The organism is Pseudomonas aphyarum, assembly GCF_028657055.1.
GTDB classification, from domain to species: Bacteria; Pseudomonadota; Gammaproteobacteria; order Pseudomonadales; family Pseudomonadaceae; genus Aquipseudomonas; species Aquipseudomonas aphyarum.
In genome coordinates this window covers 391236-411970 of record NZ_JAMDGS010000005.1, presented here as the reverse complement: position 1 = coordinate 411970, position 20735 = coordinate 391236, and the positions used below count along the sequence as shown (strand labels likewise).

General features: G+C 61.3%; 19 protein-coding genes and 1 pseudogene. 7 read left to right on the top strand and 13 right to left on the bottom strand.

The features are described 5' to 3' along the window. Window positions 1-32 precede the first annotated feature (32 nt). The 5 genes from M5G18_RS08730 to M5G18_RS08710 all read right to left on the bottom strand — a co-directional run bounded on the left by M5G18_RS08730 (window position 33) and on the right by M5G18_RS08710 (window position 6172). Entirely contained in the window at window positions 33-1052 is a 1020-nt protein-coding gene (locus M5G18_RS08730) for a branched-chain amino acid aminotransferase (RefSeq protein WP_273897542.1), read from the bottom strand. 165 nt (window positions 1053-1217) lie between these two features. Beyond that, window positions 1218-2591: a dihydrolipoyl dehydrogenase gene (lpdA, locus tag M5G18_RS08725; RefSeq protein ID WP_273897541.1), complete on the bottom strand. Its 1374-nt coding sequence runs from the start codon at window positions 2589-2591 to the stop codon at window positions 1218-1220. Window positions 2592-2595: 4 nt separating this feature from the next. Continuing rightward, on the bottom strand, window positions 2596-3876 hold the full coding sequence (locus tag M5G18_RS08720) for a dihydrolipoamide acetyltransferase family protein (RefSeq protein ID WP_273897540.1): 1281 nt from the start codon (window positions 3874-3876) through the stop codon (window positions 2596-2598). Next, window positions 3877-4935, bottom strand: coding sequence for an alpha-ketoacid dehydrogenase subunit beta (locus M5G18_RS08715; RefSeq protein ID WP_273897539.1), 1059 nt, complete (start codon window positions 4933-4935; stop codon window positions 3877-3879). A gap of 1 nt (window position 4936) precedes the next feature. Further along, window positions 4937-6172 (bottom strand): 3-methyl-2-oxobutanoate dehydrogenase (2-methylpropanoyl-transferring) subunit alpha, encoded by a 1236-nt coding sequence (locus M5G18_RS08710; protein WP_007952906.1) that lies wholly within the window; start codon window positions 6170-6172, stop codon window positions 4937-4939. A gap of 185 nt (window positions 6173-6357) precedes the next feature. Here M5G18_RS08710 and bkdR point away from each other — a divergent pair, with 185 nt between their 5' ends. Then, window positions 6358-6846 carry a Bkd operon transcriptional regulator BkdR gene (bkdR, locus tag M5G18_RS08705; protein ID WP_085602691.1) on the top strand — a complete coding sequence of 163 codons (489 nt, stop codon included), beginning with the start codon at window positions 6358-6360 and terminating at the stop codon, window positions 6844-6846. 14 nt (window positions 6847-6860) lie between these two features. Here the strand turns inward: bkdR and M5G18_RS08700 are convergent, their stop codons facing one another. Then, window positions 6861-7721, bottom strand: a complete 861-nt coding sequence (locus tag M5G18_RS08700; protein ID WP_273897538.1) for a tyrosinase family protein — start codon at window positions 7719-7721, stop codon at window positions 6861-6863. 126 nt (window positions 7722-7847) lie between these two features. Further along, entirely contained in the window at window positions 7848-8711 is an 864-nt protein-coding gene (locus M5G18_RS08695; RefSeq protein ID WP_273897537.1) for an MBL fold metallo-hydrolase, read from the bottom strand. Between the two features lie 98 nt (window positions 8712-8809). On the opposite strand from M5G18_RS08695, the gene M5G18_RS08690 reads away from it, so the two are divergent. Genes M5G18_RS08690 through M5G18_RS08680 form a run of 3 tightly spaced genes read left to right on the top strand, consistent with a single transcriptional unit; the run spans window position 8810 to window position 11241 of the window. Further along, window positions 8810-9148 (top strand): ArsR/SmtB family transcription factor, encoded by a 339-nt coding sequence (locus M5G18_RS08690; protein WP_007952897.1) that lies wholly within the window; start codon window positions 8810-8812, stop codon window positions 9146-9148. A gap of 38 nt (window positions 9149-9186) precedes the next feature. Further along, window positions 9187-10431, top strand: coding sequence for an NAD(P)/FAD-dependent oxidoreductase (locus M5G18_RS08685; RefSeq protein ID WP_273897536.1), 1245 nt, complete (start codon window positions 9187-9189; stop codon window positions 10429-10431). 9 nt (window positions 10432-10440) lie between these two features. Continuing rightward, window positions 10441-11241: a sulfite exporter TauE/SafE family protein gene (locus M5G18_RS08680; protein WP_273897535.1), complete on the top strand. Its 801-nt coding sequence runs from the start codon at window positions 10441-10443 to the stop codon at window positions 11239-11241. Window positions 11242-11286: 45 nt separating this feature from the next. Here M5G18_RS08680 and M5G18_RS08675 read toward each other — a convergent pair whose 3' ends face one another. After that, a complete protein-coding gene (locus M5G18_RS08675; protein ID WP_273897534.1) occupies window positions 11287-12237 on the bottom strand; it encodes a polysaccharide deacetylase family protein in 951 nt (316 codons plus the stop codon). 196 nt (window positions 12238-12433) lie between these two features. Between M5G18_RS08675 and M5G18_RS08670 the strand changes: the two are divergent. Together M5G18_RS08670 and M5G18_RS08665 are read left to right on the top strand one after the other, a co-directional pair. Further along, window positions 12434-14085 (top strand): annotated as a pseudogene (locus M5G18_RS08670) (MFS transporter). Then, window positions 14082-15224 (top strand): HlyD family secretion protein, encoded by a 1143-nt coding sequence (locus tag M5G18_RS08665; protein WP_273897533.1) that lies wholly within the window; start codon window positions 14082-14084, stop codon window positions 15222-15224. The pseudogene M5G18_RS08670 and the gene M5G18_RS08665 overlap by 4 nt, the downstream one beginning before the upstream one ends. Window positions 15225-15226: 2 nt before the next feature. Here the strand turns inward: M5G18_RS08665 and copD are convergent, their stop codons facing one another. From copD to M5G18_RS08650, 3 genes are read right to left on the bottom strand one after another with little or no spacing between them, the layout of a single operon-like run. Further along, window positions 15227-16084 carry a copper homeostasis membrane protein CopD gene (gene copD / locus M5G18_RS08660; protein WP_273897532.1) on the bottom strand — a complete coding sequence of 286 codons (858 nt, stop codon included), beginning with the start codon at window positions 16082-16084 and terminating at the stop codon, window positions 15227-15229. 3 nt (window positions 16085-16087) lie between these two features. Then, window positions 16088-16450: a copper homeostasis periplasmic binding protein CopC gene (copC, locus tag M5G18_RS08655; protein WP_273897531.1), complete on the bottom strand. Its 363-nt coding sequence runs from the start codon at window positions 16448-16450 to the stop codon at window positions 16088-16090. 47 nt (window positions 16451-16497) lie between these two features. Beyond that, the gene (locus M5G18_RS08650) at window positions 16498-16932 is read right to left on the bottom strand and encodes a GNAT family N-acetyltransferase (protein WP_273897530.1); all 435 of its coding nucleotides are present in this window, start codon (window positions 16930-16932) and stop codon (window positions 16498-16500) included. A 146-nt stretch (window positions 16933-17078) separates the two neighbouring features. On the opposite strand from M5G18_RS08650, the gene M5G18_RS08645 reads away from it, so the two are divergent. Then, a complete protein-coding gene (locus M5G18_RS08645; RefSeq protein ID WP_007952885.1) occupies window positions 17079-17699 on the top strand; it encodes a TetR/AcrR family transcriptional regulator in 621 nt (206 codons plus the stop codon). A gap of 363 nt (window positions 17700-18062) precedes the next feature. Here the strand turns inward: M5G18_RS08645 and preA are convergent, their stop codons facing one another. Both preA and M5G18_RS08635 read right to left on the bottom strand, forming a co-directional pair. After that, window positions 18063-19337 (bottom strand): NAD-dependent dihydropyrimidine dehydrogenase subunit PreA, encoded by a 1275-nt coding sequence (gene preA, locus M5G18_RS08640; protein WP_273897529.1) that lies wholly within the window; start codon window positions 19335-19337, stop codon window positions 18063-18065. Continuing rightward, a complete protein-coding gene (locus M5G18_RS08635; RefSeq protein WP_273897528.1) occupies window positions 19338-20705 on the bottom strand; it encodes an NAD(P)-dependent oxidoreductase in 1368 nt (455 codons plus the stop codon). Window positions 20706-20735: the final 30 nt, after the last annotated feature.

Genomic DNA, 20735 nt, shown 5'->3' with positions numbered 1-20735 from the left:
CGATGGGGGCTTTTGTGCATCTGGCCGTCAGATCAAACCTTGACGATCCAGCCTGCTGGCGCTTCAACGTCGCCGGTCTGCACGCCAGTCAGCTCTTTGTAGAGCTTCTGGGTCACAGGGCCGACTTCAGTTTCGCTGTGGAACACGTGCAGATGATCGTTGTAGCTGATGCCGCCGATCGGGGTGATCACCGCAGCGGTACCGCAAGCACCGGCTTCCTGGAAGTCCGACAGCTTGTCGATGAACACGTCGCCTTCGACCACTTCCAGGCCCAGACGGGACTTGGCCAGTTCGATCAGCGACAGACGGGTGATGCCCGGCAGTACCGACGGCGAGTTCGGGGTGATGAACTTGTTGTCGTGGGTGATCCCGAAGAAGTTGGCCGAACCGACTTCCTCGATCTTCTTGTGGGTCAGCGGATCCAGGTAGATGGCGTCAGCGAAGTGCGCTTTCTTGGCCTGGGAGCCTGGCATCAGGCTGGCGGCGTAGTTGCCACCGACCTTGGCGGCACCGGTGCCTTGTGGCGCGGCACGGTCGAAGGTGGAGATCTGGAAGTTGTGCGGGGTCAGGCCGCCCTTGAAGTAGGCGCCGACCGGGATCGCGAACACCGAGAAGATGAACTCAGGGGCGGTACGCACGCCGATGTTGTCACCCACGCCGATCACGAACGGACGCAGGTACAGCGCGCCGCCGGTGCCGTAAGGCGGGATGAAGCGCTCGTTGGCGCGAACCACTTCCTTGCACGCTTCGATGAACTGCTCGGTGGATACATGCGGCATCAGCAGGCGGGCGCAGCTGCGTTGCATGCGTGCGGCGTTCTGGTCCGGACGGAACAGGTTGATCGAGCCGTCCTTGCAACGATAGGCCTTCAGGCCTTCGAAGCATTGCTGGCCATAGTGAAGGGCAGTGGAGCCTTCGCTGATGTGCAGCACGTTGTCTTCGGTCAGGGTGCCTTTGTCCCACTCGCCATTGCGAAAGTACGACAGATAGCGTTTGTCGGTCTTGATGTAGTCAAAACCCAGCTTGTCCCAGTTGATGCTTTCGTTACCCATGACACCCTCTATCACTGAACAACCGCCGAAGCGGTTCAAGGCTTCTGACGTTTTTTTGGATGGGCACAACAATACTTCATTCTTGAGCGGTTTCGCAGCCCGGGCGATGGGGGGAGCAGCAGATTTATTAGCCTGCTTATGAAAAAACTCCCCCGCGGCGGTTTTTTACAGGTGCAACGCGTGCCCCAAGGCACGCAACGCCGCTTCTTGCACCGCTTCACCCAGGGTCGGGTGCGCATGGATGGTGCCGCCGATGTCTTCCAGTCGCGCACCCATTTCCAGGCTTTGCGCGAACGCGGTCGACAGTTCGGATACCCCGACACCGACCGCCTGCCAGCCGACAATCACATGATTGTCCCGACGAGCGACCACCCGCACGAAGCCGGTTTTCGATTCCAGCGTCATCGCCCGACCATTCGCCGCAAACGGGAAGTTCGACACGATGCAGTCCAGTCCCGCCGCCTTGGCTTCGTCCGGCGTCTTGCCGACGACCACCAGTTCCGGGTCGGTGAAGCACACGGCAGCGATGGCGGTCGGGTTGAATTCGCGGGTCTTGCCGCTGATCAGCTCGGCAACCATTTCGCCCTGAGCCATGGCGCGGTGGGCCAGCATCGGTTCGCCGCTCAGGTCGCCGATGGCATAGACGTTGCGCATGCTGGTCTGGCAGCGGCTGTCGATCTTGATCGCCGAGCCGTTCATGTCCAGGTTCAGTGCTTCGAGGTTCCAGCCCTGGGTATTGGGTTTGCGACCAACGGCCACCAGCACCTGATCGGTTTCCAGGTTCAGGGTATCGCCGTTCGGATCGCGCACCTGCAACGTCCCGTCGAAGCCCAGCACGCTGTGCTTGAGGTACAGCTTTACACCCAGTTGCTTCAGCGCGTCATGCACTGGTTGGGTCAGTTCGGCGTCGTAGGCCGGCAGAATCCGATCCTGCGCCTCGACCACACTGACCTCGGCGCCGAGCTTGCGATAGGCAATGCCCAGTTCCAGACCGATGTAACCACCGCCGACCACGATCAGACGTTTCGGAACCGACTTCGGCGCCAGCGCTTCGGTGGACGAAATGATCGGCCCGCCAATCGGCAGAATCGGCAGGTTGACGCTTTTCGAACCGGTGGCCAGCACCAGGTGTTCGCACTGGATGCGGGTGTCGCCGACTTCCACGGTCTTGCCGTCGATGACTTTGGCCCAGCCGTTGATGACCTGAACCTTGTGCTTCTTCAGCAACGCGGCGACGCCAGTGGTCAGGCGATCAACGATGCCGTCCTTCCACTCGACGCTCTTGCTGATGTCGAGGGTCGGCGCGGAGACGCTGATGCCCAGAGCCGAATGCTGATTGTGGTGCAGAGTCTGGTGAAACTGTTCGGCCACATGGATCAGCGCTTTCGACGGAATGCAGCCGATGTTCAGGCAGGTGCCGCCCAGCGCTTCGCCCTCGACCAGAATGGTCGAAATGCCCAGTTGCCCGGCACGAATGGCCGTCACGTAACCGCCAGGGCCGCCGCCGATGATCAGCAGCGTGGTGTTCAGAGTTTGCATGCCGTCACTCCACAAACAGGGTCGCGGGTTGTTCGAGCAGACCACGAATGGCCTGGATGAAGAGCGCCGCGTCCATGCCGTCGACCACGCGGTGATCGAAAGAGCTGGAGAGGTTCATCATCTTGCGGATCACCACCTGGCCTTTAACGACCATTGGGCGTTCGACGATTTTGTTGACGCCGACGATCGCGACTTCAGGCAGATTCAGCACCGGGGTGCTGACGATGCCGCCAAGGGCGCCGAGGCTGGTCAGGGTGATGGTCGAGCCGGACAGTTCATCGCGGCTGGCCTTGCCGTTGCGGGCGGCGTTAGCCAGGCGGGAGATTTCCGCCGCGCTGTCCCACAGGCTGCGAGCCTCGGCGTGACGCACCACCGGCACCATCAGGCCGACATCGCTTTGGGTGGCGACGCCGACATGCACCGCGCCGAGGCGGGTGATGACCTGGGCTTCGTCGTCGTAACGGGCGTTCATCTGCGGGAAGTCGCGCAGGGCGACGATCAAGGCGCGCACGAGGAACGGCAGCAGGGTCAGCTTGCCACGGCTGGCGCCGTGTTTTTCGTTCAGGTGCGCACGCAGTTCTTCAATCGCCGTGACGTCGATTTCCTCGACATAACTGAAGTGCGCAGCACGCTGGGTGGCGTCCTGCATGCGCTGGGCGATCTTGCGGCGCATGCCGATCACTTGAATCTGTTCTTCATCGTTACGCTGAGCGTACGCGGCGGCGACCGGCGCCGAAGCGTTCGACTGACCTTGCGCCAGATAGGCGTCGAGGTCTTCGTGCAATACGCGACCGGCCGGGCCGGAGCCGCGCACCAGACGCAATTGAATGCCCAGATCCAGCGCATGTTTGCGCACGGCCGGCGAGGCCAGCGGACGCTCATCGGCTTCGCGAGCAACCATCGGGCCCTGGCAAACGGCAGCCGCCGGACGCGGTGCGGCACCAGCAGGTTTGCTTTCAACGACAGCTTCAACTTTGGCTGCGACAGGTGTTTCTTTCGCCGCAACAGGCGCCGGTTTGTCCGACTCCTTCAGATTGCCTGCGCCTTCAACTTCGATGCTGATCAAGATACTGCCGACCGCCATCACTTCGCCCGGCTGACCGCCCAGCGCAATCACCTTGCCGTGCACCGGCGAGGGAATATCGACCATCGCCTTGTCGGTCATCACATCCGCCAGCACCTGATCCTCAACGACCAGATCGCCAACCTTGACGTGCCACTGCGACAGTTCTACTTCTGCGATGCCTTCGCCGATGTCCGGCATCTTGATAACGTGCGTGCCCATTCAGACCTCCATGACCCGTTTCAGCGCCGCGCCCACTCGGGACGGCCCAGGGAAATACGCCCACTCCTGCGCGTGCGGGTAGGGGGTATCCCAACCGGTGACGCGCTCGATCGGCGCTTCCAGGTGGTGGAAGCAATGCTCTTGCACCAGCGACACCAGTTCGGCGCCGAAACCGCAGGTGCGGGTGGCTTCGTGAACCACGACGCAACGGCCGGTTTTCTTCACGGATTTGACGATGGTTTCCAGGTCCAGCGGCCACAGGCTGCGCAGGTCGATGACTTCAGCGTCCACACCGCTTTCTTCAGCCGCAACTTGCGATACGTAAACGGTGGTGCCGTAGGTAAGCACGGTCACGTCCTTGCCCGGACGAGTGATCGCGGCCAGGTCCAGCGGCACGGTGTAGTAACCGTCCGGCACCTGGGCGGCCGGGTGTTTCGACCACGGGGTTACCGGGCGGTCGTGGTGGCCGTCGAACGGGCCGTTGTACAGGCGTTTTGGCTCGAGGAAGATCACCGGGTCATCGTTTTCGATGGAGGCGATCAGCAGGCCTTTGGCGTCATACGGGTTGGACGGCATGACGGTGCGCAGACCGCAGACCTGAGTGAACATCGCCTCGATGCTCTGGCTGTGGGTCTGTCCGCCGTAGATGCCGCCGCCGCAAGGCATGCGCAGGGTCATTGGGGCGGTGAACTCACCGGCCGAGCGATAACGCAGGCGCGCGGCTTCGGAAATGATCTGGTCAGAGGCTGGATACACATAGTCGGCGAACTGAATCTCGGCAACCGGGCGCAAGCCATAAGCGCCCATGCCCACCGCGACACCGACAATACCGCTTTCGGAGATCGGCGCGTCGAACACCCGCGAGGTGCCGTACTTGGTCTGCAGGCCTTCGGTGCAACGGAACACGCCGCCGAAGTAGCCGACGTCCTGGCCGAACACCACAACGTTGTCGTCACGCTCAAGCATCACATCCATGGCCGAGCGCAGGGCCTGGATCATGGTCATGGTGGTCGTGGTCATGGCGGTTTCCAACTGAATATTGTTGTTGTGATCGTTCATGTCAGATCCCCAACTGCTGACGCTGGCGCTTCAAGTGCTCCGGCATCTCTTTGTAGACGTCTTCGAACATGGTCGCGGCGCTCGGAATCTGGCCGCCGGCGAGGGTGCCGTACTGTTCGGCCTGTTTCTGTGCGGCGATCACTTCGGCTTCGAGCTCGGCGCTGACGGCGGCGTGCTCTTCTTCCGACCAGTGGCCGACCTTGATCAGGTGCTGTTTCAGGCGGGCAATCGGGTCGCCCAGCGGGAAGTGGCTCCAGTCGTCGGCAGGACGGTATTTGGACGGATCGTCGGAGGTCGAGTGCGGGCCGGCGCGGTAGGTGACCCATTCGATCATGGTCGGGCCGAGGTTGCGGCGAGCGCGTTCGGCAGCCCAGGCGGAGGCGGCGTAGACCGCGTAGAAATCGTTGCCGTCAACCCGCAGCGAGGCGATGCCGCAACCGACGCCGCGTCCGGCGAAGGTGGTGGCCTCACCACCGGCGATGGCCTGGAAGGTCGAGATTGCCCACTGGTTGTTGACTACGTTGAGGATCACCGGCGCACGGTAAACGTGGGCGAAGGTGAGGGCGGTATGGAAGTCCGATTCGGCGGTGGCGCCGTCGCCGATCCAGGCCGAGGCGATTTTGGTGTCGCCCTTGATCGCCGAGGCCATGCCCCAGCCCACGCCTTGAATGAATTGAGTGGCGAGGTTGCCGGAAATGGTGAAGAAACCGGCGTCCTTGACCGAGTACATGATCGGCAACTGACGGCCCTTGAGCGGATCGCGCTCGTTGGACAGCAACTGGCAGATCAGGTCGACCAGCGGTACGTCGCGGGCCATCAGGATGCTTTGCTGGCGGTAGGTCGGGAAGCACATGTCGTCGATGTTCAAGGCCAGGGCCTGGGCGCTGCCGATGGCTTCTTCGCCGAGGCTCTGCATGTAGAACGACATTTTTTTCTGACGCTGGGCGACCACCATGCGGTTGTCGTAGATCCGCGTCTTGAGCATGGCGCGCATGCCTTTGCGCAGGATCTCGACCGGCACGTTTTCAGCCCATGGGCCGAGGGCGTTGCCCTGATCGTCGAGCACGCGGATCAGGCCACGGGCCAGGTCGGCGGTGTCGGCGGGTTCTACGTCGATGGAGGGTTTGCGCACCGTGCCGGCATCGGTCAGATGCAGGTAGGAGAAATCGGTTTTGCAGCCTGGGCGGCCCGAGGGTTCAGGGACGTGCAGACGCAGCGGTTCATACGCTTGGGTCATGGCTTCTACGCTCGATCTTGTGAATTTCTTGTAGTGAGCTGGCAGTCATTCTTCGATAAAAGAAATCTTGTCCTACAACAATCATAGGCCCGGGCAAGAAGAATATTTCTCTCTGTTTCGTTGCGCTGGAGATCATTTGCAGATAGAAATTCTGCATAAACATAAAAAACAGGTGGTTTTGTCTCATGCGCAAACTGGACCGTACCGACATCGGCATTCTCAACAGCCTTCAGGAGAACGCGCGCATCACCAACGCCGACCTGGCCCGTTCGGTCAATCTGTCGCCGACGCCGTGCTTCAACCGGGTCAAGGCGATGGAGGAACTGGGACTGATCCGCGAGCAGGTGACCCTGCTGGACGCCGACCTGCTGGGGCTGCACGTCAACGTGTTCATCCATGTCAGCCTCGAGAAGCAGGTAGAGGAAGCGCTGCAGCATTTCGAGGAGGCTATTTCCGACCGCCCCGAAGTCATGGAGTGCTATCTGATGGCCGGCGACCCGGACTATCTGATCCGGGTGCTGGTGCCGACCATTCAGGCGCTTGAGCGCTTCATGATGGATTTTCTGACCAAAGTCCCCGGCGTGGCGAACATCCGGTCAAGCTTTGCGCTCAAGCAGGTGCGCTACAAGACGGCACTGCCATTGCCGGCCAATGGCCTGATTCTCGGGAGCTGAGTGTCCAGCCCTGATCAAAGATCGGCATAGCCGTAATCCAGACTTGCCGTGTTCAAGGTCTGCTCGACCCTGAAAGGCTGCAGCCAGGGCGCAGGCTCATTGTCCGGGTTGAAAATCAGGGTTGAGCCGAGCATCCCGTGCGGTGCGTTCTCGGGAAACGCGATCACCGGCTCGGTCGGGTGTTTGCGTTTCCAGCGCTCCCAGAGATAGTCGAGATAACAGTGGTGCAGGAAGAACACCGGGTCGTTGGGAGAGGAGGCTTCACCCATGTTGCCTCCAAGCCAGGCATGCACATCGTTGTGCATCATTTCCGTCAGGTTTTCCCATCCGGTCGGTTCGAGCCAGTAGGGCGTCCTGTTCAATACGGTCTCGACATCCTGTGCAGAAGGCAGCGGAGCGGGCCCTGCTCCAAAGTTGCGCCGCAGGCCTGCATCTCCGGTTTCACCATCCCAGACCTTGATCCCGAATAAACGATGCTCGTAGGCAAACGGGCCAATGGTAACCCGCTGGTTTTGCGTCGAATCGCCATCTCTGCCCATGAAGTCGTCAGTAAAGGGGTCGTCTGCACCACTCATGCTCCAGTTCCAGTAGGGCAGCGTGATGGTCGGGTTTTCTGCGGCAGCTTGCAGTTCCAGCTCGAACTGGCGAATCAGGATTCTGTGCCATGGGAGAAACAGTGGACTGCGATGAGGGTTGGGGAAGATCGGGTTGCCTCGCCCCATTGCGTTCTTGTGGATCTGCACGAAGTCATCGTAGCGATTCTGCTGTCCCGGACGCAGCACACTGGGCGTCCGGTTTTTCAGGATCAGAATGGCATTCACGAATTCCTCTTTCTGTGTTTGCGTCATGTCTCGGTGGTTACGGCGAATATCCATATTGCCAAATCTCCATGGGTTGAATGCCCATGAAGTCTGCCTGCCGGCCGAGATTCCGCCCAGTTCATGGGATCCGACGTGACAGGTACGAATCCCCTTGTTTCGGGTTTCTTCAATGATTTTTTCTTACACGGCGTTGACAGGAATCTTCAGGTAGACAACGCCATTGCCTTCGGCTGGCGGTAAATTTCCCGCCCGCACGTTGACCTGAATCGCCGGCAGCAACAGCGTCGGCATGCCTAATCCTGCATCACGTTGGGTGCGCATCTCGACGAACGCGGCTTCGTCGACGCCGTCATGCACATGGATATTGCTTTTGAGCTGTTCACCAACGGTGGTCTGGCACTGCGAGTCGCGACCTTGCGGCGGGTAGTCGTGGCAGACGTAGAGCTTCACGCTGGCGGGAAAGGCCAGCAGCTTCTGAATCGAATTGAACAATTGATGCGCGTTGCCGCCGGGAAAGTCGCAACGGGCGGTGCCGACGTCGGGCATGAACAGCGTGTCGCCGACCAGGATCTGTTCGCCGTCGATCAAGTAGGCCATGTCCGCCGGGGTATGCCCGGGGACGTGCAGGGCGGTGGCCTTGAGATTGCCGATCCGGAACGACTCGTTCGGCGCGAACAGATGATCGAACTGCGAGCCGTCGACGCGAAATTCCGGTTCCAGGTTGAACAGCGCCTTGAACACGTTCTGCACTTTGCTGATCGACTCGCCAATCGCGATTTTCCCGCCCAGTTCCCGGCGCAGGTACGGCGCGGCGGACAAGTGATCGGCGTGGGCGTGGGTTTCCAGCAGCCACTGCACTTGCAGGTTATGAGCCCGCACGAAGGCGATGATCTTGTCCGCCTGAGCCGTGCAGGTGCGGCCGGCCGCACCGTCGTAATCAAGCACAGGATCGACGATTGCGCACTGCCCGCCGTCGGCCTCGTAGACCACGTAGCTGTAGGTCGAAGAGGCGGGGTCGAGGAAAGCTTCAATCAGCGCGGGCATGGACACGGTCCTGTGCAGAAGGTGGGAAGTCAGAGTTGCAACACTTTATGTAAACACATAATGTCCGCAGCTTAAGTGACGTTGAAGGCATCCTGCAAATGCAATCCAGTCTGACCGAATGTGAAGTCGCCCAACTGCGCGCCTCGGCCTCCAAGGCCTGTTCGCTGCTCAAGGCCCTGGCCAACGAGGATCGATTGTTGATCCTGTGCCAGTTGACCCAGGGCGAGCGCAATGTCGGCGAGCTGGAGAAAATGACCGGCGTGCGTCAGCCGACCCTGTCTCAGCAACTGGGCATCCTGCGCGATGAAGGGCTGGTCGCGACCCGTCGTGAAGGCAAGTACATTTTTTACGGTCTCGCCAGTCACGAAGTGATCCAGGTGATGAAAACCCTTTCCGGACTCTACTGCGGAGCCGTGCTCAAAAGCTGGGCGCAATAGACCCGGCTATCCTTGCGTGCAGCCATAAGGAACAAACAATGAACGATCAACACTGGGGCCCATCCATCAGTGCGGACATCGTGGTCATCGGCGGCGGCACTGCCGGCATCGGTTTTGTCGCGAGCCTGCTCAAGCGCGATCCCGGCCTGAAAATCACGGTGATCGAGCCGAGCACCCTGCATTACTATCAGCCGGCGTGGACGCTGGTCGGCGGTGGCGCCTTTGATGCCAAAGACACCGCCCGACCGATGAACAAAGTGATGCCGCGTCAGGCCACCTGGATTCAGGCGGCAGTGACCGGAATCGATCCCGACCAGCGCCGTCTCACCCTCAATGATCAACGCACGGTCACCTATCAGAACCTGATTGTCTGCCCCGGCTTGCGCCTGGCGTGGGAGAAGATCGAAGGTCTGCAGGAAAGCCTCGGCCAGCACGGCGTCACGTCCAACTACAGCTATCAGCACGCGCAATACACCTGGGATCAGGTGCAGAAACTGCACGGCGGCAAAGCGCTGTTCACCCAGCCGCCGATCCCGATCAAGTGCGCCGGCGCGCCGCAAAAGGCGCTGTACCTGTCCTGCGATCATTGGCTCAAGCGCAATGTGCTGAGCAAGGTCGAGGTCGAGTTCAATCTGGCCGGCGCCGCGCTGTTTGGCGTCCCGACCTTCGTGCCGCCGCTGATGAAGTACATCGAAAAATACAACGCGCGGCTGGCGTTCAATTCCAATCTGGTGAAGGTCGACGGCCCGGCGAAAACCGCCTGGTTCGACGTCAAGGATGCGGATGGCAACGTCACCCGTCAGGCCAAGACCTTCGATCTGCTGCACGTCGTCCCGCTGCAGGTTTCACCGGATTTCATCGCGCAAAGTCCGCTGGCCGACGCCGCCGGCTGGTGCGAGGTCAATCCGCACACGCTGCAACATCCGCGTTATCCCGAGGTGTTTGCCCTGGGCGACATCTGCGGCACCACCAATGCGAAAACCGCTGCGGCAGTGCGCAAGCAGGTCGTGGTAGTAGCGGAAAACCTGCTGGCCCTGCGCAAGGAGCTGGCGTTGCCGCTGAAGTACGACGGCTACGGTTCCTGCCCGCTAACGGTAGAGAAGGGCAAGGTGATCCTCGCCGAGTTCGGTTATGGCGGAAAACTGCTGCCGACCTTTCCCCTCGACCCGACCGTGCCGCGCCGCTCCGCGTGGTGGCTGAAGGCGACGCTGCTGCCGTGGTTCTACTGGAACGGCATGCTCAAGGGCCGCGAATGGCTGACAAGCCTGTCCAGGGTCGACTGAGAACACTCTATGTTGCTGGCAAGTCTGTTTGGCGTGGTGATGGGGTTGATCCTCGGTCTGACCGGGGCCGGTGGCGGGATTCTCGCCGTGCCGGCGCTGGTGCTCGGGCTGGGCTGGACGATGACGCAAGCGGCGCCGGTGGCGTTGTTCGCCGTCGGCAGCGCGGCGGCAGTCGGCGCGATTGATGGCTTGCGCCATGGTCTGGTGCGTTATCGCGCGGCGCTGTTGATCGCGGCGCTCGGCGCGGTGTTTTCGCCGGTGGGCATCTACTTCGCCCATCAGTTGCCGGAAAAGGTCCTGATGATCCTGTTCAGCCTGCTGATGGTGATGGTGGCTTGGCGCATGCTGCGCCGCGAACGCCAGCAGGAGGGGCCGAGCGATCATGGCCACGCCAGTTGGGGCCAGAAAAACTGCATGCTCAATGAGCAGACCGGCCGTTTCGACTGGACCGCCAAATGCACCGCGACCCTCGCGGCACTGGGCGCGGTCACCGGCGTGGTGTCCGGGTTGCTGGGGGTTGGCGGCGGGTTTCTGATCGTGCCGGCGTTCAAGCAACTGACCGACGTGCAAATGCGCGGCATCGTCGCCACGTCCTTGATGGTCATCAGCCTGATTTCCGCCATCGGCGTGATCGGCGCTTTCCATGCCGGGGTACGCATCGATCATCTGGGCGCGTCGTTCATCGTCGCCAGCATCGTCGGCATGATGATCGGCCGAAAACTCTGCGCGCGAGTGCCGGCGAGGACGTTGCAGGTGGGATTCGCCAGTGTGTGCCTGGTGGTTGCGGCTTATATGCTGCTGCGGGCGTGAGTCGTTAGCAGAGAAAAAATCGCAGCCCTGGCTGCGATTTTTTTGTCACTGGTTGAACGCCGCCTCGGTGTTGTCGATCAGCGGGTTTTTCTCGGTCAGGACGATCTGGGCAATCTTGTCCTTGCGCATGAATGTCACCTTCGGATGGGATTGCGCATAACGGATAAAACGCTCCATGGCCTCGACCATTGCCGGTGTGCCGCCAATACGGTCGTGCAGACTCACCGACATCATCCGCCGCTTGCTCGCGCCTTCGGCGTAGAGTCGATCGAATTCCAGCACCAGTTGCTGATAGAACTGCTCCGCGGAGAAGTGCCGGCCCTCGACCAGCACGATGTCGTTGTTGCGCAGGGTGTACGGCACCACGGCGAATTTGCGCCCGCGAACCATGGTCACGAACGGCTCATCGCGGCTGACATCGTCGATGTGGTAGGTGAAGTTCAGATCCTGTAGCACTTTCAACGTATTGGGACTGCGCCGTAGCCAGTTGGCGTTGTAGCCGACCGAGCGCTGACCGGTGATTTTTTCCACTGCCGCGACGCCGTCGCCGATGAACTGTTTTTCCTGGGCGTAGTTCATGTTGTACGAATCGGCCCAACGCATGCCGTGGGCCGCCAGTTCATGACCGCGCTCGGCAATGGCTTTGGCCAGTTCCGGGTGCTTGAGCGCCGCTTCGCCAACCACGTGGGAGGTCACCTTGATGCCGGTGCGATCCCACAGATCGAGCATGCGCCACAAGCCTTCCTTGTAGCCGTAATCGAACCAGGTCTGCGCCGGCAGGTCTGGATAACCTTTTGGCAGCGGTGTACCGGAAAACGGGCTTTCAGCGCCCTCGGGCTGGCCGCCGGTTTCGAATTGCATCGACACTGAAATCACCAGTTGCGAGCCATCCGGCCACGGGCGTTCCTGGGCGAAGGCGAGGGCGGGCAGCAACAGCGCGGCGGCCAGCAGGTTTTTCAGCAGACGCGGGGAGCGTTGCCAACGGGGAGTGGTCATATCGGGCACCTTGCAGGTTGAGAAGTGCTGCAAGGTTGGCATTCGCCACGCATGGGAAAAATCCGCTGCGGGAGAGATGACTTTTAAACAAAATTTACGAATCCCCCCCAAACCCGTGTGAGCAAGCCCCCACAGGGATATGGGTTTGGCTGCCGTTTTGCGGCACACTCAAGCCATCACCGTACAAGGCCAATCAATGAACCAATACGCCCCGCGCAACTGGCAGCCGCACGAGAAGCCCAGTCTGCCCGGTTCCCCCTCGACGCCGCTGCACTCCAACCCCAAGCGCCTGGCGTATGCGCTGGTCGGGTTGCTGGTGGCGTTGACCGGCGGGTTGGGCAATTCGCTGGTGGTTGCCAACCTGCCTTACCTGCAAGGCGCGCTCGGGGCGACCACGGCGGAGATGGCCTGGCTGCCGGCGGCGTACGTGATGACCAACGTGTCGATGAACCTGCTGCTGGTGAAGTTTCGCCAGCAGTTCGGCTTGCGCGCGTTCACCGAGGTGTTTCTGGTGCTGTATGCGCTGGTGACCTTCGGCCATTTGTTCGTCAATGACCTTAACTCGGCAGTCGCCGTGCGCGCCGCCCACGGCATGGTCGGCGCGGCGTTGAGCTCGCTGGGCCTGTATTACATGGTCCAGGCGTTCCCGGCCAAATGGCGGATGAAAGCGTTGGTCCTGGGGCTCGGCACCTCGCAACTGGCGTTGCCGCTGGCGCGACTGTTTTCCGAAGACCTGTTGCAGATCGCCGAATGGCGCGGCCTGTACCTGTTCGAGTTGGGCATGGCACTGCTGTCGCTGGGCTGCGTCCTGATGCTCAAACTGCCGCCGGGTGACCGGTTCAAGACCTTCGAACCTCTCGATTTTCTCACCTTTGCGATCCTTGCCAGTGGCGTGGCCCTGCTGTGCGCCGTGTTGTCCCTGGGCCGGATCGACTGGTGGCTGGAGGCCGACTGGATCGGCATCGCCCTGGCCGCGTCGATTGCCCTGATTCTCGCGGGGCTGGCCATCGAACATAACCGCAGCAACCCGATGCTGATGACCCGCTGGCTCGGCAGCGGGGTGATGATCCGTTTGGCGCTGGCGGTGATCCTGATTCGCATGGTGACCTCGGAGCAATCCACCGGTGCCGTGGGCTTCATGCAAAACCTGAACATGAGCAGCCAGCAGCTTCATAGCCTGTATGTGGTGATGTTGATCGGCAGCGTTGCCGGGCTGCTGACCAGTGCGCTGACCATCGACCCGAAACACCTGCTGATGCCGCTGATCGTCTCGCTGGCGTTGATGGCCACCGGTTCGATCATGGACAGCTCATCGAACAACCTGACCCGCCCCGGCAACTTGTATTTCAGCCAGTTCCTGCTGGCGTTCGGCAGTACCTTCTCGGCCCGACCATGGTGCTGGGCACGCGCAACGTGCTGACCAATCCGCGCAACCTTGTGAGCTTTTCGGTGTTGTTCGGGATCTGCAACAACCTTGGCGGCCTGATCGGCGCGGCGTTGCTGGGGACCTTCCAGATCGTGCGCGAGAAGTTTCATTCCAGTCATATCGTCGAGCAGCTGGTGATGTCCGATCCCCGCGTCGCCGCCCGGGTGCAGAGCGGCGGGTCGGCGGTTGGCTCGCTGATTGCCGATCCGAGCCTGCGCAACCTGCAAGGCATTCGCAGCCTGGCGAACGCCGCCACCCGCGAAGCCAACGTGCTGGCCTATAACGATGTGTTCATGCTGATCGCGGTGATCGCGATCCTGACCATGATCTGGATTTCCATCCGTGCGCTGTGGCTGATCAGCACCACCAGAGCCGTCGCCCCGACACCTTCCGTACCTTCCAGCGGTGCCACTTCTTCATGACCGAACCGACTACCACGACCACCAATGCCATCGCCGCCACCCCTGAAGGCGTGGCGCCGCCGTCATCACCCAACACCGAGCCGCGCTCGTTGCGGGTGCGGATCATCTCGTCGCTGGGCTTTGCTGCGATCGCCATCGTCGGTGTGCTGATCGTGCTGTATGCCTGGCAACTGCCGCCGTTCAGCAGCGCGGTCGAGACCACCGAAAACGCCTTGGTGCGCGGTCAGGTGACGATCATCGGCCCGCAGCTCAGCGGTTATGTGTTTGAAGTGCCGGTGCAGGATTTCCAGTTTGTGAAGGAGGGGGATTTGCTGGTGCGTCTCGACGATCGCATCTATCAGCAACGCCTCGACCAGTCGCGGGCACAACTGGCGGTGCAAAAGGCCTCGCTGGCCAACGTGGTGCAGCAGCGCAACAGCGCCGAAGCCACGATCAAACTGCGGCAGGCGGTGGTGGCGGACAGCGAAGCGCAGCTACGCAAAAGCGAGGCGGATCTGCGACGCAACAAGGCGCTGGTCAATGACGGTTCCGTGTCCAAGCGCGAGATGGACGTGGCGCTGGCCGCCAACGCGCAAAGCATTGCAGCGGTGGCGCAGGCCAAGGCCAATCTGGAAATTGCCCGGCAGGATCTGCAAACGGTGATCGTCAATCGCGGCTCTCTGGAAGCGGCGGTGGCCAGCGCCGATGCCGCGGTGCAACTGGCGCGGATCGATTTGTCCAACACCCGGATCATCGCCCCGCGCGACGGTCAGCTCGGGCAGATCGGCGTGCGTCTCGGCGCTTACGTCAACTCCGGGGCGCAGTTGATGGCGCTGGTGCCGAACCAGAAATGGGTGATCGCCAACCTCAAGGAAACCCAGATGGACAATGTGCGCGTCGGGCAACCGGCGAGTTTCACCGTCGATGGTTTGAACCACCGCAAATTCACCGGCCACGTGCAGCACATCTCGCCGGGCACCGGTTCCGAATTCGCGTTGTTGCAGGCCGACAACGCCACCGGCAACTTCGTGAAAATCGCCCAGCGGGTGCCGGTGCGCATCACCATCGATCCGGATCAGCAGGAGAGCGAGCGCTTGCGGCCGGGGATGTCGGTGGTGGTCAGCATTGATACGGCGGCGGGCGACACTCAGAAACACTGACCTCAGGCGGCGATCATCGGCGGCAGGGTGCCGAGCACGGAAACCGCCGCCACGGCGCCGATCCCCAGCAGCCATTCGAGCATGACGCTGCGCTTGAGGGTGTCGATCCGCTGTTCGCAAGCGTTGATCCGCAGGCGATTGAACAGCGCCAGTGCAAGCATGCCGAACACCAGCAGCGCCTTGATCAACAGGATCAGGGCGAACCCCGAGAACAGCGGCGTCGGCCACCATTGGCCGGTGAGGACGCGCACGTTGATCAGCCCGGTGATCAGCAGGCCGGCGACCAACACATAGCCAAGTCCACTGAACCGCTGCAGCACTTCACGCACCTTTTCGCCGGACTGGCGCAGGATCAAAACCAGCATCAGCAGCCCACCAAGCCAGGCACCGACGCAAGTCAGGTGGATGACCTGATTGAGGATCAGCATCTGGCCACTGAAACCGTCGAGCATCGCGCCGTGTCCGACCGGCGCGAGCGTCATCAACAGCAGCGCGCTCAGGCCCAGCCGCAATGACCGGTTCGAACGCCACGGCGTAAACAGCAACGCCAGCAACAAGGCGTTGATCAATAGATGCCAGCGCCAGACCTGACCGAAAAACGTATGACCGAGGACCAGTTCGACGGTGGCCGGATCAAACGCGGCAGCCGCCGAACCGGCCATGCTGGCGGTAATCAGCAACGCCCAAGTGACGCCGCTGGCCAGGGCAATCGCCGCCAGCCAGCGAGCCAGCCGCGCGAGGTGCCGATCCAGCGCCGGCGCTTCACCTTTGAGCAGCAGGGGCCGGAACAGCCAGGCCCCGAACAGCATCAACACCACGATGAAATGCAGGAACCGGCACAGCACCAGCGCTTCACTCATGAATTACTGGCCAACCTTGAATTGATAGGCGCCTTCGCTTTTGTGCGTATCGACCGACACCGCGTGCCATTCGACCTTGTACTCGCCTGCGGTCAGCGGTGCTTCGGGGGTGACGATCAGGATTTTCTTGTCACCTTCGGTGGTCAGCGGTTTGACCGCCACCGGCTTGCCGTCGTGGGTCACGGTGACTTTGGTGAAGCTGGCTTCGACGCCTTCGGAAAACACCAGGCGCAGATCCGCCGGCGCGGTGACGGTGCTGTCGGCAGCCGGTGTCTGGCTTTTCAGATGGGCGTGGGCGAACGCCTGGGAAGTGACGACCAGCGAAGCCAGCAGCGCGCCAGCGGTGAACAGTTTTTTCATCGACATGGAAAGATTCCTTTCAGTGAAATGGCGGGCTGAGTATAGAACGTGGATCACAGGGCTTTCAGGCGCATGTGAATGACCGGAAACGGCCGGCCTTCGCCGTCGAGTGCCGAGCGGCCGATGTCTTCGAATCCGTAGTGCCGATAGAAGCCGTGGGCCTGCGGGTTATGTTCGTTGACGTCGACCTTCAGCAGCGGGCGGCGGACATGGTCGAGCAGGCGTCGGCCGATACCCTGGCCACGAAACGCCGGGTCGATGAACAGCATCTGCACGGTGTCGTCGTCGGTAGCGATGAAGCCTGCCGGAGAGTGGTCGGGGTTCTCGAAAATCTGCACATCCAGGGCGGGCAGGTAGGTGTCACGTACCAGCGGGAACAGCCGGTGAATGTCGTCTTCCGGCAGGAAATCGTGAGTGGCGCGGACCGAGCGCTCCCACAATGCGGCGAGCTGCGGATCATCCGCAGCGATGCGCTTTCGAATGGTCATGGACAGATCCTTCAGTGTCTGACGGGGAGAAGGAGGGCGATCCTAAACCAGAAAAAAGCCCAAGTGTGTGAAGAATCGTTCTCGGCTGTCGCCCCTTGCCCAGAGCGGATGCTAGTCTTCAACAACGTTGTCTTCAGGGAGCCCTCATGGGCAATCACAAGATCGAAATCCGCCGTACCAACGTCGACAAGATCCTGCTGGCGGCGGAAAAAGTCTTCGCCGAAAAAGGTTTCGGCGGCACCGCCATGGCCGACATTGCCGCTGAAGTGCAGCTGCCGCGATCCAACCTGCATTACTACTTTTCGACCAAGAGCGAGCTGTACAGCGCGGTGCTGTTCGATCTGCTGGAAGTGTGGAAGCAGGACGCGCTGTGCTTCGAGATGTTCGACGATCCGCGCGTGGTGCTCAGCAGCTACATCCGCGCCAAGATGAACCACTCGCGCAGCCGGCCGTATGGCTCGAAAGTCTGGGCCAACGAAATCATCCACGGCGCCCCGACCCTCGGCGAGGCGCTGGATGTGAGCCTGTACGACTGGGCGAAGATGAAGGAGGCGAAGATCCGGCAGTGGGTGGAGGACAAGCGGATTCTGCCGGTGGAGCCGTCTAGTTTGTTGTACATGATCTGGGCGTCGACGCAGCACTATGCGGACTTTGATCATCAGGTGAATATTTTGAATGAGCATCAGCCGTTGTCGGACATGCAGTTCGAGCGGGCTGTGCAGACGGTGACGAGTGTGATTTTGCGGGGGATAGGTTTGGAGCCCTGAAAGTCAAAAGCCGGCCCTCACCCCAGCCCTCCCGAAACGTCGGACCGCCCGGAGGGAGAGGGGGCCGACCGAGGTGTCTTGCGGGTTACATCGACCTGAACCAGCGAGTTGATTATGGATTCAAAGCGTAGCTCCAGCCGTTTCGGTTATGGATTCAAAGCGTAGTTCTATCTGTTTCGTTGATGGATTCACAGCGGAGTTTTATCTGTTTCGGTGATGGATTCACAGTTGCGTTCCTGCCGTTTCGGTTATGGATTCAACGCAGGAATTTCACGTCGGTGTAATTCGTCAATATCCCCCAATCAGTCCCCTCTCCCTTTGGGAGAGGGCTAGGGTGAGGGGACTTCCGGATCCACAGGCGATCTAGACCGCAACGTGATACGGATTCCTCGGATCATGATTCCAGTCCAGAAACGGCTTCCCTGTCTCCATCGGCACCATCTCGATGCAATCCGCCACCGGACAAGTGATCTGACACAGATTGCACCCCACACACTCGTCATCGATCACTTCATATTGATGCGTGCCATCGGCCTGTTTCAGGCTGCTGATCGCCTGGTGTGACGTGTCTTCGCAGGCAATGTGGCAACGCCCGCAACCAATACACGCCTCCTGATCGATCTTCGCAATCACCTGATAATTGATGTCCAGGTACTTCCAGTCCGTGGTGTTGCCCACCGCGCGCCCGGAAAACTCGGCGATGCTGGCGTAACCCTGACTGTCCATCCACCGCGACAAGCCATCCTTCATCTCATCGACAATCCTGAAACCATGCAGCATCGCCGCCGTGCACACCTGCACCGCGCCGCTGCCCAAAGCGATGAACTCCGCCGCATCGCGCCAGCTGCCGATGCCGCCAATGCCGCAGATCGGCAGGCCCTGGGTCTGTGGGTCGCGGGCGATTTCCGCGACCATGTTCAGCGCGATCGGTTTGACCGCCGAGCCGCAATAGCCGCCGTGGGTGCTTTTGCTGCCGACGGTGGGCAGGGCGACCATGTGTTCGAGGTCGACGCTGGTGATCGAGTTGATGGTGTTGATCAGCGACACCGCATCGGCGCCACCCCGATGTGCGGCACGGGCGGCGACGCGGATGTTGGTGATGTTCGGTGTCAGTTTGACGATCACCGGCAGCGAGCAATAGGTCTTGCACCAGCGCGTGACCTGCTCGACGTACTCCGGCACCTGACCGACCGCCGCGCCCATGCCGCGTTCGGGCATGCCGTGGGGGCAGCCGAAATTCAGCTCGATGCCGTCGGCACCGGTGGCTTCCACCAGCGGCAGGATGTGTTTCCACGACTCTTCGACGCACGGGACCATCAGCGACACGATCAGCGCGCGATCCGGCCAGTCTTTTTTAACCTGGGTGATTTCCCGCAGGTTGATTTCCAGCGAGCGGTCGGTGATCAGTTCGATGTTGTTGATGCCCAGCACTTCGCGGTTGTTGCCGTAATGCGCCGAGTAGCGCGACGACACGTTGACCGCCGCCGGGTCTTCACCCAGGGTTTTCCAGACCACGCCACCCCAGCCGGCCTCGAAGGCGCGCACCACGTTGTAGGCCTTGTCGGTCGGCGGCGCGGAGGCCAGCCAGAACGGATTGGGGGCTTTGATACCGGCGAAGACAATCGAGAGATCGGCCATTTACGCAGCCTCCACGTTGAGCATCAGTTGAGCGTTGATCGCCTCGGCGGCACGCTTGCCGTGTTGCACCGCTTGCACGGTCAGGTCCTGATCGAGGCTGGTGCAGTCGCCGCCGGCATACACGCCGGGGATGCTGGTGCGCAGGTTTTCATCGACCTGAATTCGCTCGCCCTGACGTTTCAGTTCGCGGGCCAGCGGGTCGTCGAGGGCACTGCCGTCGAAGGCCTGGCCGATGGCTTTGAAGATCGCGTCGGCGGCCAGCTCGAACGTCTCGCCCGTGGTTTGCAGGCGACCATCCACCAGATGCGTGCGGGCGAAGCGCATGCCGCGCACTTTGCCTTGAGCGTCGAGCAGCACTTCCTCCGGTTGCGCCCAGGTCAGCAGCCGCACCTGATTGGCCTTGGCGATGTCCTGTTCATGGCCGGTGGCGCCCATGTCCGCCGCGCCACGGCGATAGACCAGATTGACGTCGCGGGCACCGAGGCGGGCCATTTGCACGGCCATGTCGATGGCGGTGTTGCCGGCGCCGAGGACGATGCAGTGTTCGGCCAGCGGCAGTTGCGACAGGTCATCGGCCTGGCGCAGTTCGCGGATGTAGTCGGTGGCGGCGAGCAGGCCCGGAGCATCTTCGTGGGGTAGACCGAGTTGTTTGCTGGCATTGAGTCCTAAGCCGAGGAACACCGCGTCGAACTGTTGGTGCAGTTCGCTGAGGGTCAGATTCTCACCGAGTTTCTGGCCGTGGCGGATTTCGATGCCGCCGATTTGCAGGAGGAAATCCAGTTCCTTCTGCGCGTAGTCGTCAACCAGTTTGTACTTGGCGATTCCGTATTCGTTGAGCCCGCCAGCCTTTTCCCGTGCTTCGAAAATCACCACGTCATGCCCGTGCATGGCGCTGCGATGGGCGCAGGACAAACCTGCCGGGCCGGCCCCGACCACCGCGATGCGTTTACCGGTAGCGGCGGCGCGCTGGAACGGGTGCTCGGTGAAGTGTGCGTTGTCCACGGCGTAACGTTGCAGCAGGCCGATCAGCACCGGCGCGCATTCGTGGGCGTTGTTGCGCACGCAGGCTTGCTGGCAGAGGATTTCAGTCGGACAGACTCGGGCGCAACTGCCGCCGAGGATGTTCGCCGAGAGGATTTTCTGCGCCGCGCCGGGCACGTTGTCCTGATGGATATTGCGGATGAACGACGGGATGTCGATCTCGCTCGGGCACGCATTCACGCACGGCGCGTCGTAGCAATACAGGCAGCGCGAGGCTTCCAGGTGTGCCTGACGGTCGTTGAGCGGCGGCGCCAGATCGGTGAAATGGCCGGCGAGGGCGGCCGCACTTTCGTGCGGATGCGGGAGATGGTTCAGGGTCTCGATCACGGTTTTTTGCCTCACGGTTAATTGAGGTTT

What these genes read in the sequence shown, in the direction of transcription:
- M5G18_RS08730 (WP_273897542.1), bottom strand. Translation starts at nt 1,052, where the DNA reads ATGGGTAACGAAAGCATCAACTGGGACAAGCTGGGTTTTGACTACATC.
- lpdA (WP_273897541.1), bottom strand. Translation starts at nt 2,591, where the DNA reads ATGCAAACTCTGAACACCACGCTGCTGATCATCGGCGGCGGCCCTGGC.
- M5G18_RS08720 (WP_273897540.1), bottom strand. Translation starts at nt 3,876, where the DNA reads ATGGGCACGCACGTTATCAAGATGCCGGACATCGGCGAAGGCATCGCA.
- M5G18_RS08715 (WP_273897539.1), bottom strand. Translation starts at nt 4,935, where the DNA reads ATGAACGATCACAACAACAATATTCAGTTGGAAACCGCCATGACCACG.
- M5G18_RS08710 (WP_007952906.1), bottom strand. Translation starts at nt 6,172, where the DNA reads ATGACCCAAGCGTATGAACCGCTGCGTCTGCACGTCCCTGAACCCTCG.
- bkdR (WP_085602691.1), top strand. Translation starts at nt 6,358, where the DNA reads ATGCGCAAACTGGACCGTACCGACATCGGCATTCTCAACAGCCTTCAG.
- M5G18_RS08700 (WP_273897538.1), bottom strand. Translation starts at nt 7,721, where the DNA reads ATGGATATTCGCCGTAACCACCGAGACATGACGCAAACACAGAAAGAG.
- M5G18_RS08695 (WP_273897537.1), bottom strand. Translation starts at nt 8,711, where the DNA reads ATGCCCGCGCTGATTGAAGCTTTCCTCGACCCCGCCTCTTCGACCTAC.
- M5G18_RS08690 (WP_007952897.1), top strand. Translation starts at nt 8,810, where the DNA reads ATGCAATCCAGTCTGACCGAATGTGAAGTCGCCCAACTGCGCGCCTCG.
- M5G18_RS08685 (WP_273897536.1), top strand. Translation starts at nt 9,187, where the DNA reads ATGAACGATCAACACTGGGGCCCATCCATCAGTGCGGACATCGTGGTC.
- M5G18_RS08680 (WP_273897535.1), top strand. Translation starts at nt 10,441, where the DNA reads ATGTTGCTGGCAAGTCTGTTTGGCGTGGTGATGGGGTTGATCCTCGGT.
- M5G18_RS08675 (WP_273897534.1), bottom strand. Translation starts at nt 12,237, where the DNA reads ATGACCACTCCCCGTTGGCAACGCTCCCCGCGTCTGCTGAAAAACCTG.
- M5G18_RS08665 (WP_273897533.1), top strand. Translation starts at nt 14,082, where the DNA reads ATGACCGAACCGACTACCACGACCACCAATGCCATCGCCGCCACCCCT.
- copD (WP_273897532.1), bottom strand. Translation starts at nt 16,084, where the DNA reads ATGAGTGAAGCGCTGGTGCTGTGCCGGTTCCTGCATTTCATCGTGGTG.
- copC (WP_273897531.1), bottom strand. Translation starts at nt 16,450, where the DNA reads ATGTCGATGAAAAAACTGTTCACCGCTGGCGCGCTGCTGGCTTCGCTG.
- M5G18_RS08650 (WP_273897530.1), bottom strand. Translation starts at nt 16,932, where the DNA reads ATGACCATTCGAAAGCGCATCGCTGCGGATGATCCGCAGCTCGCCGCA.
- M5G18_RS08645 (WP_007952885.1), top strand. Translation starts at nt 17,079, where the DNA reads ATGGGCAATCACAAGATCGAAATCCGCCGTACCAACGTCGACAAGATC.
- preA (WP_273897529.1), bottom strand. Translation starts at nt 19,337, where the DNA reads ATGGCCGATCTCTCGATTGTCTTCGCCGGTATCAAAGCCCCCAATCCG.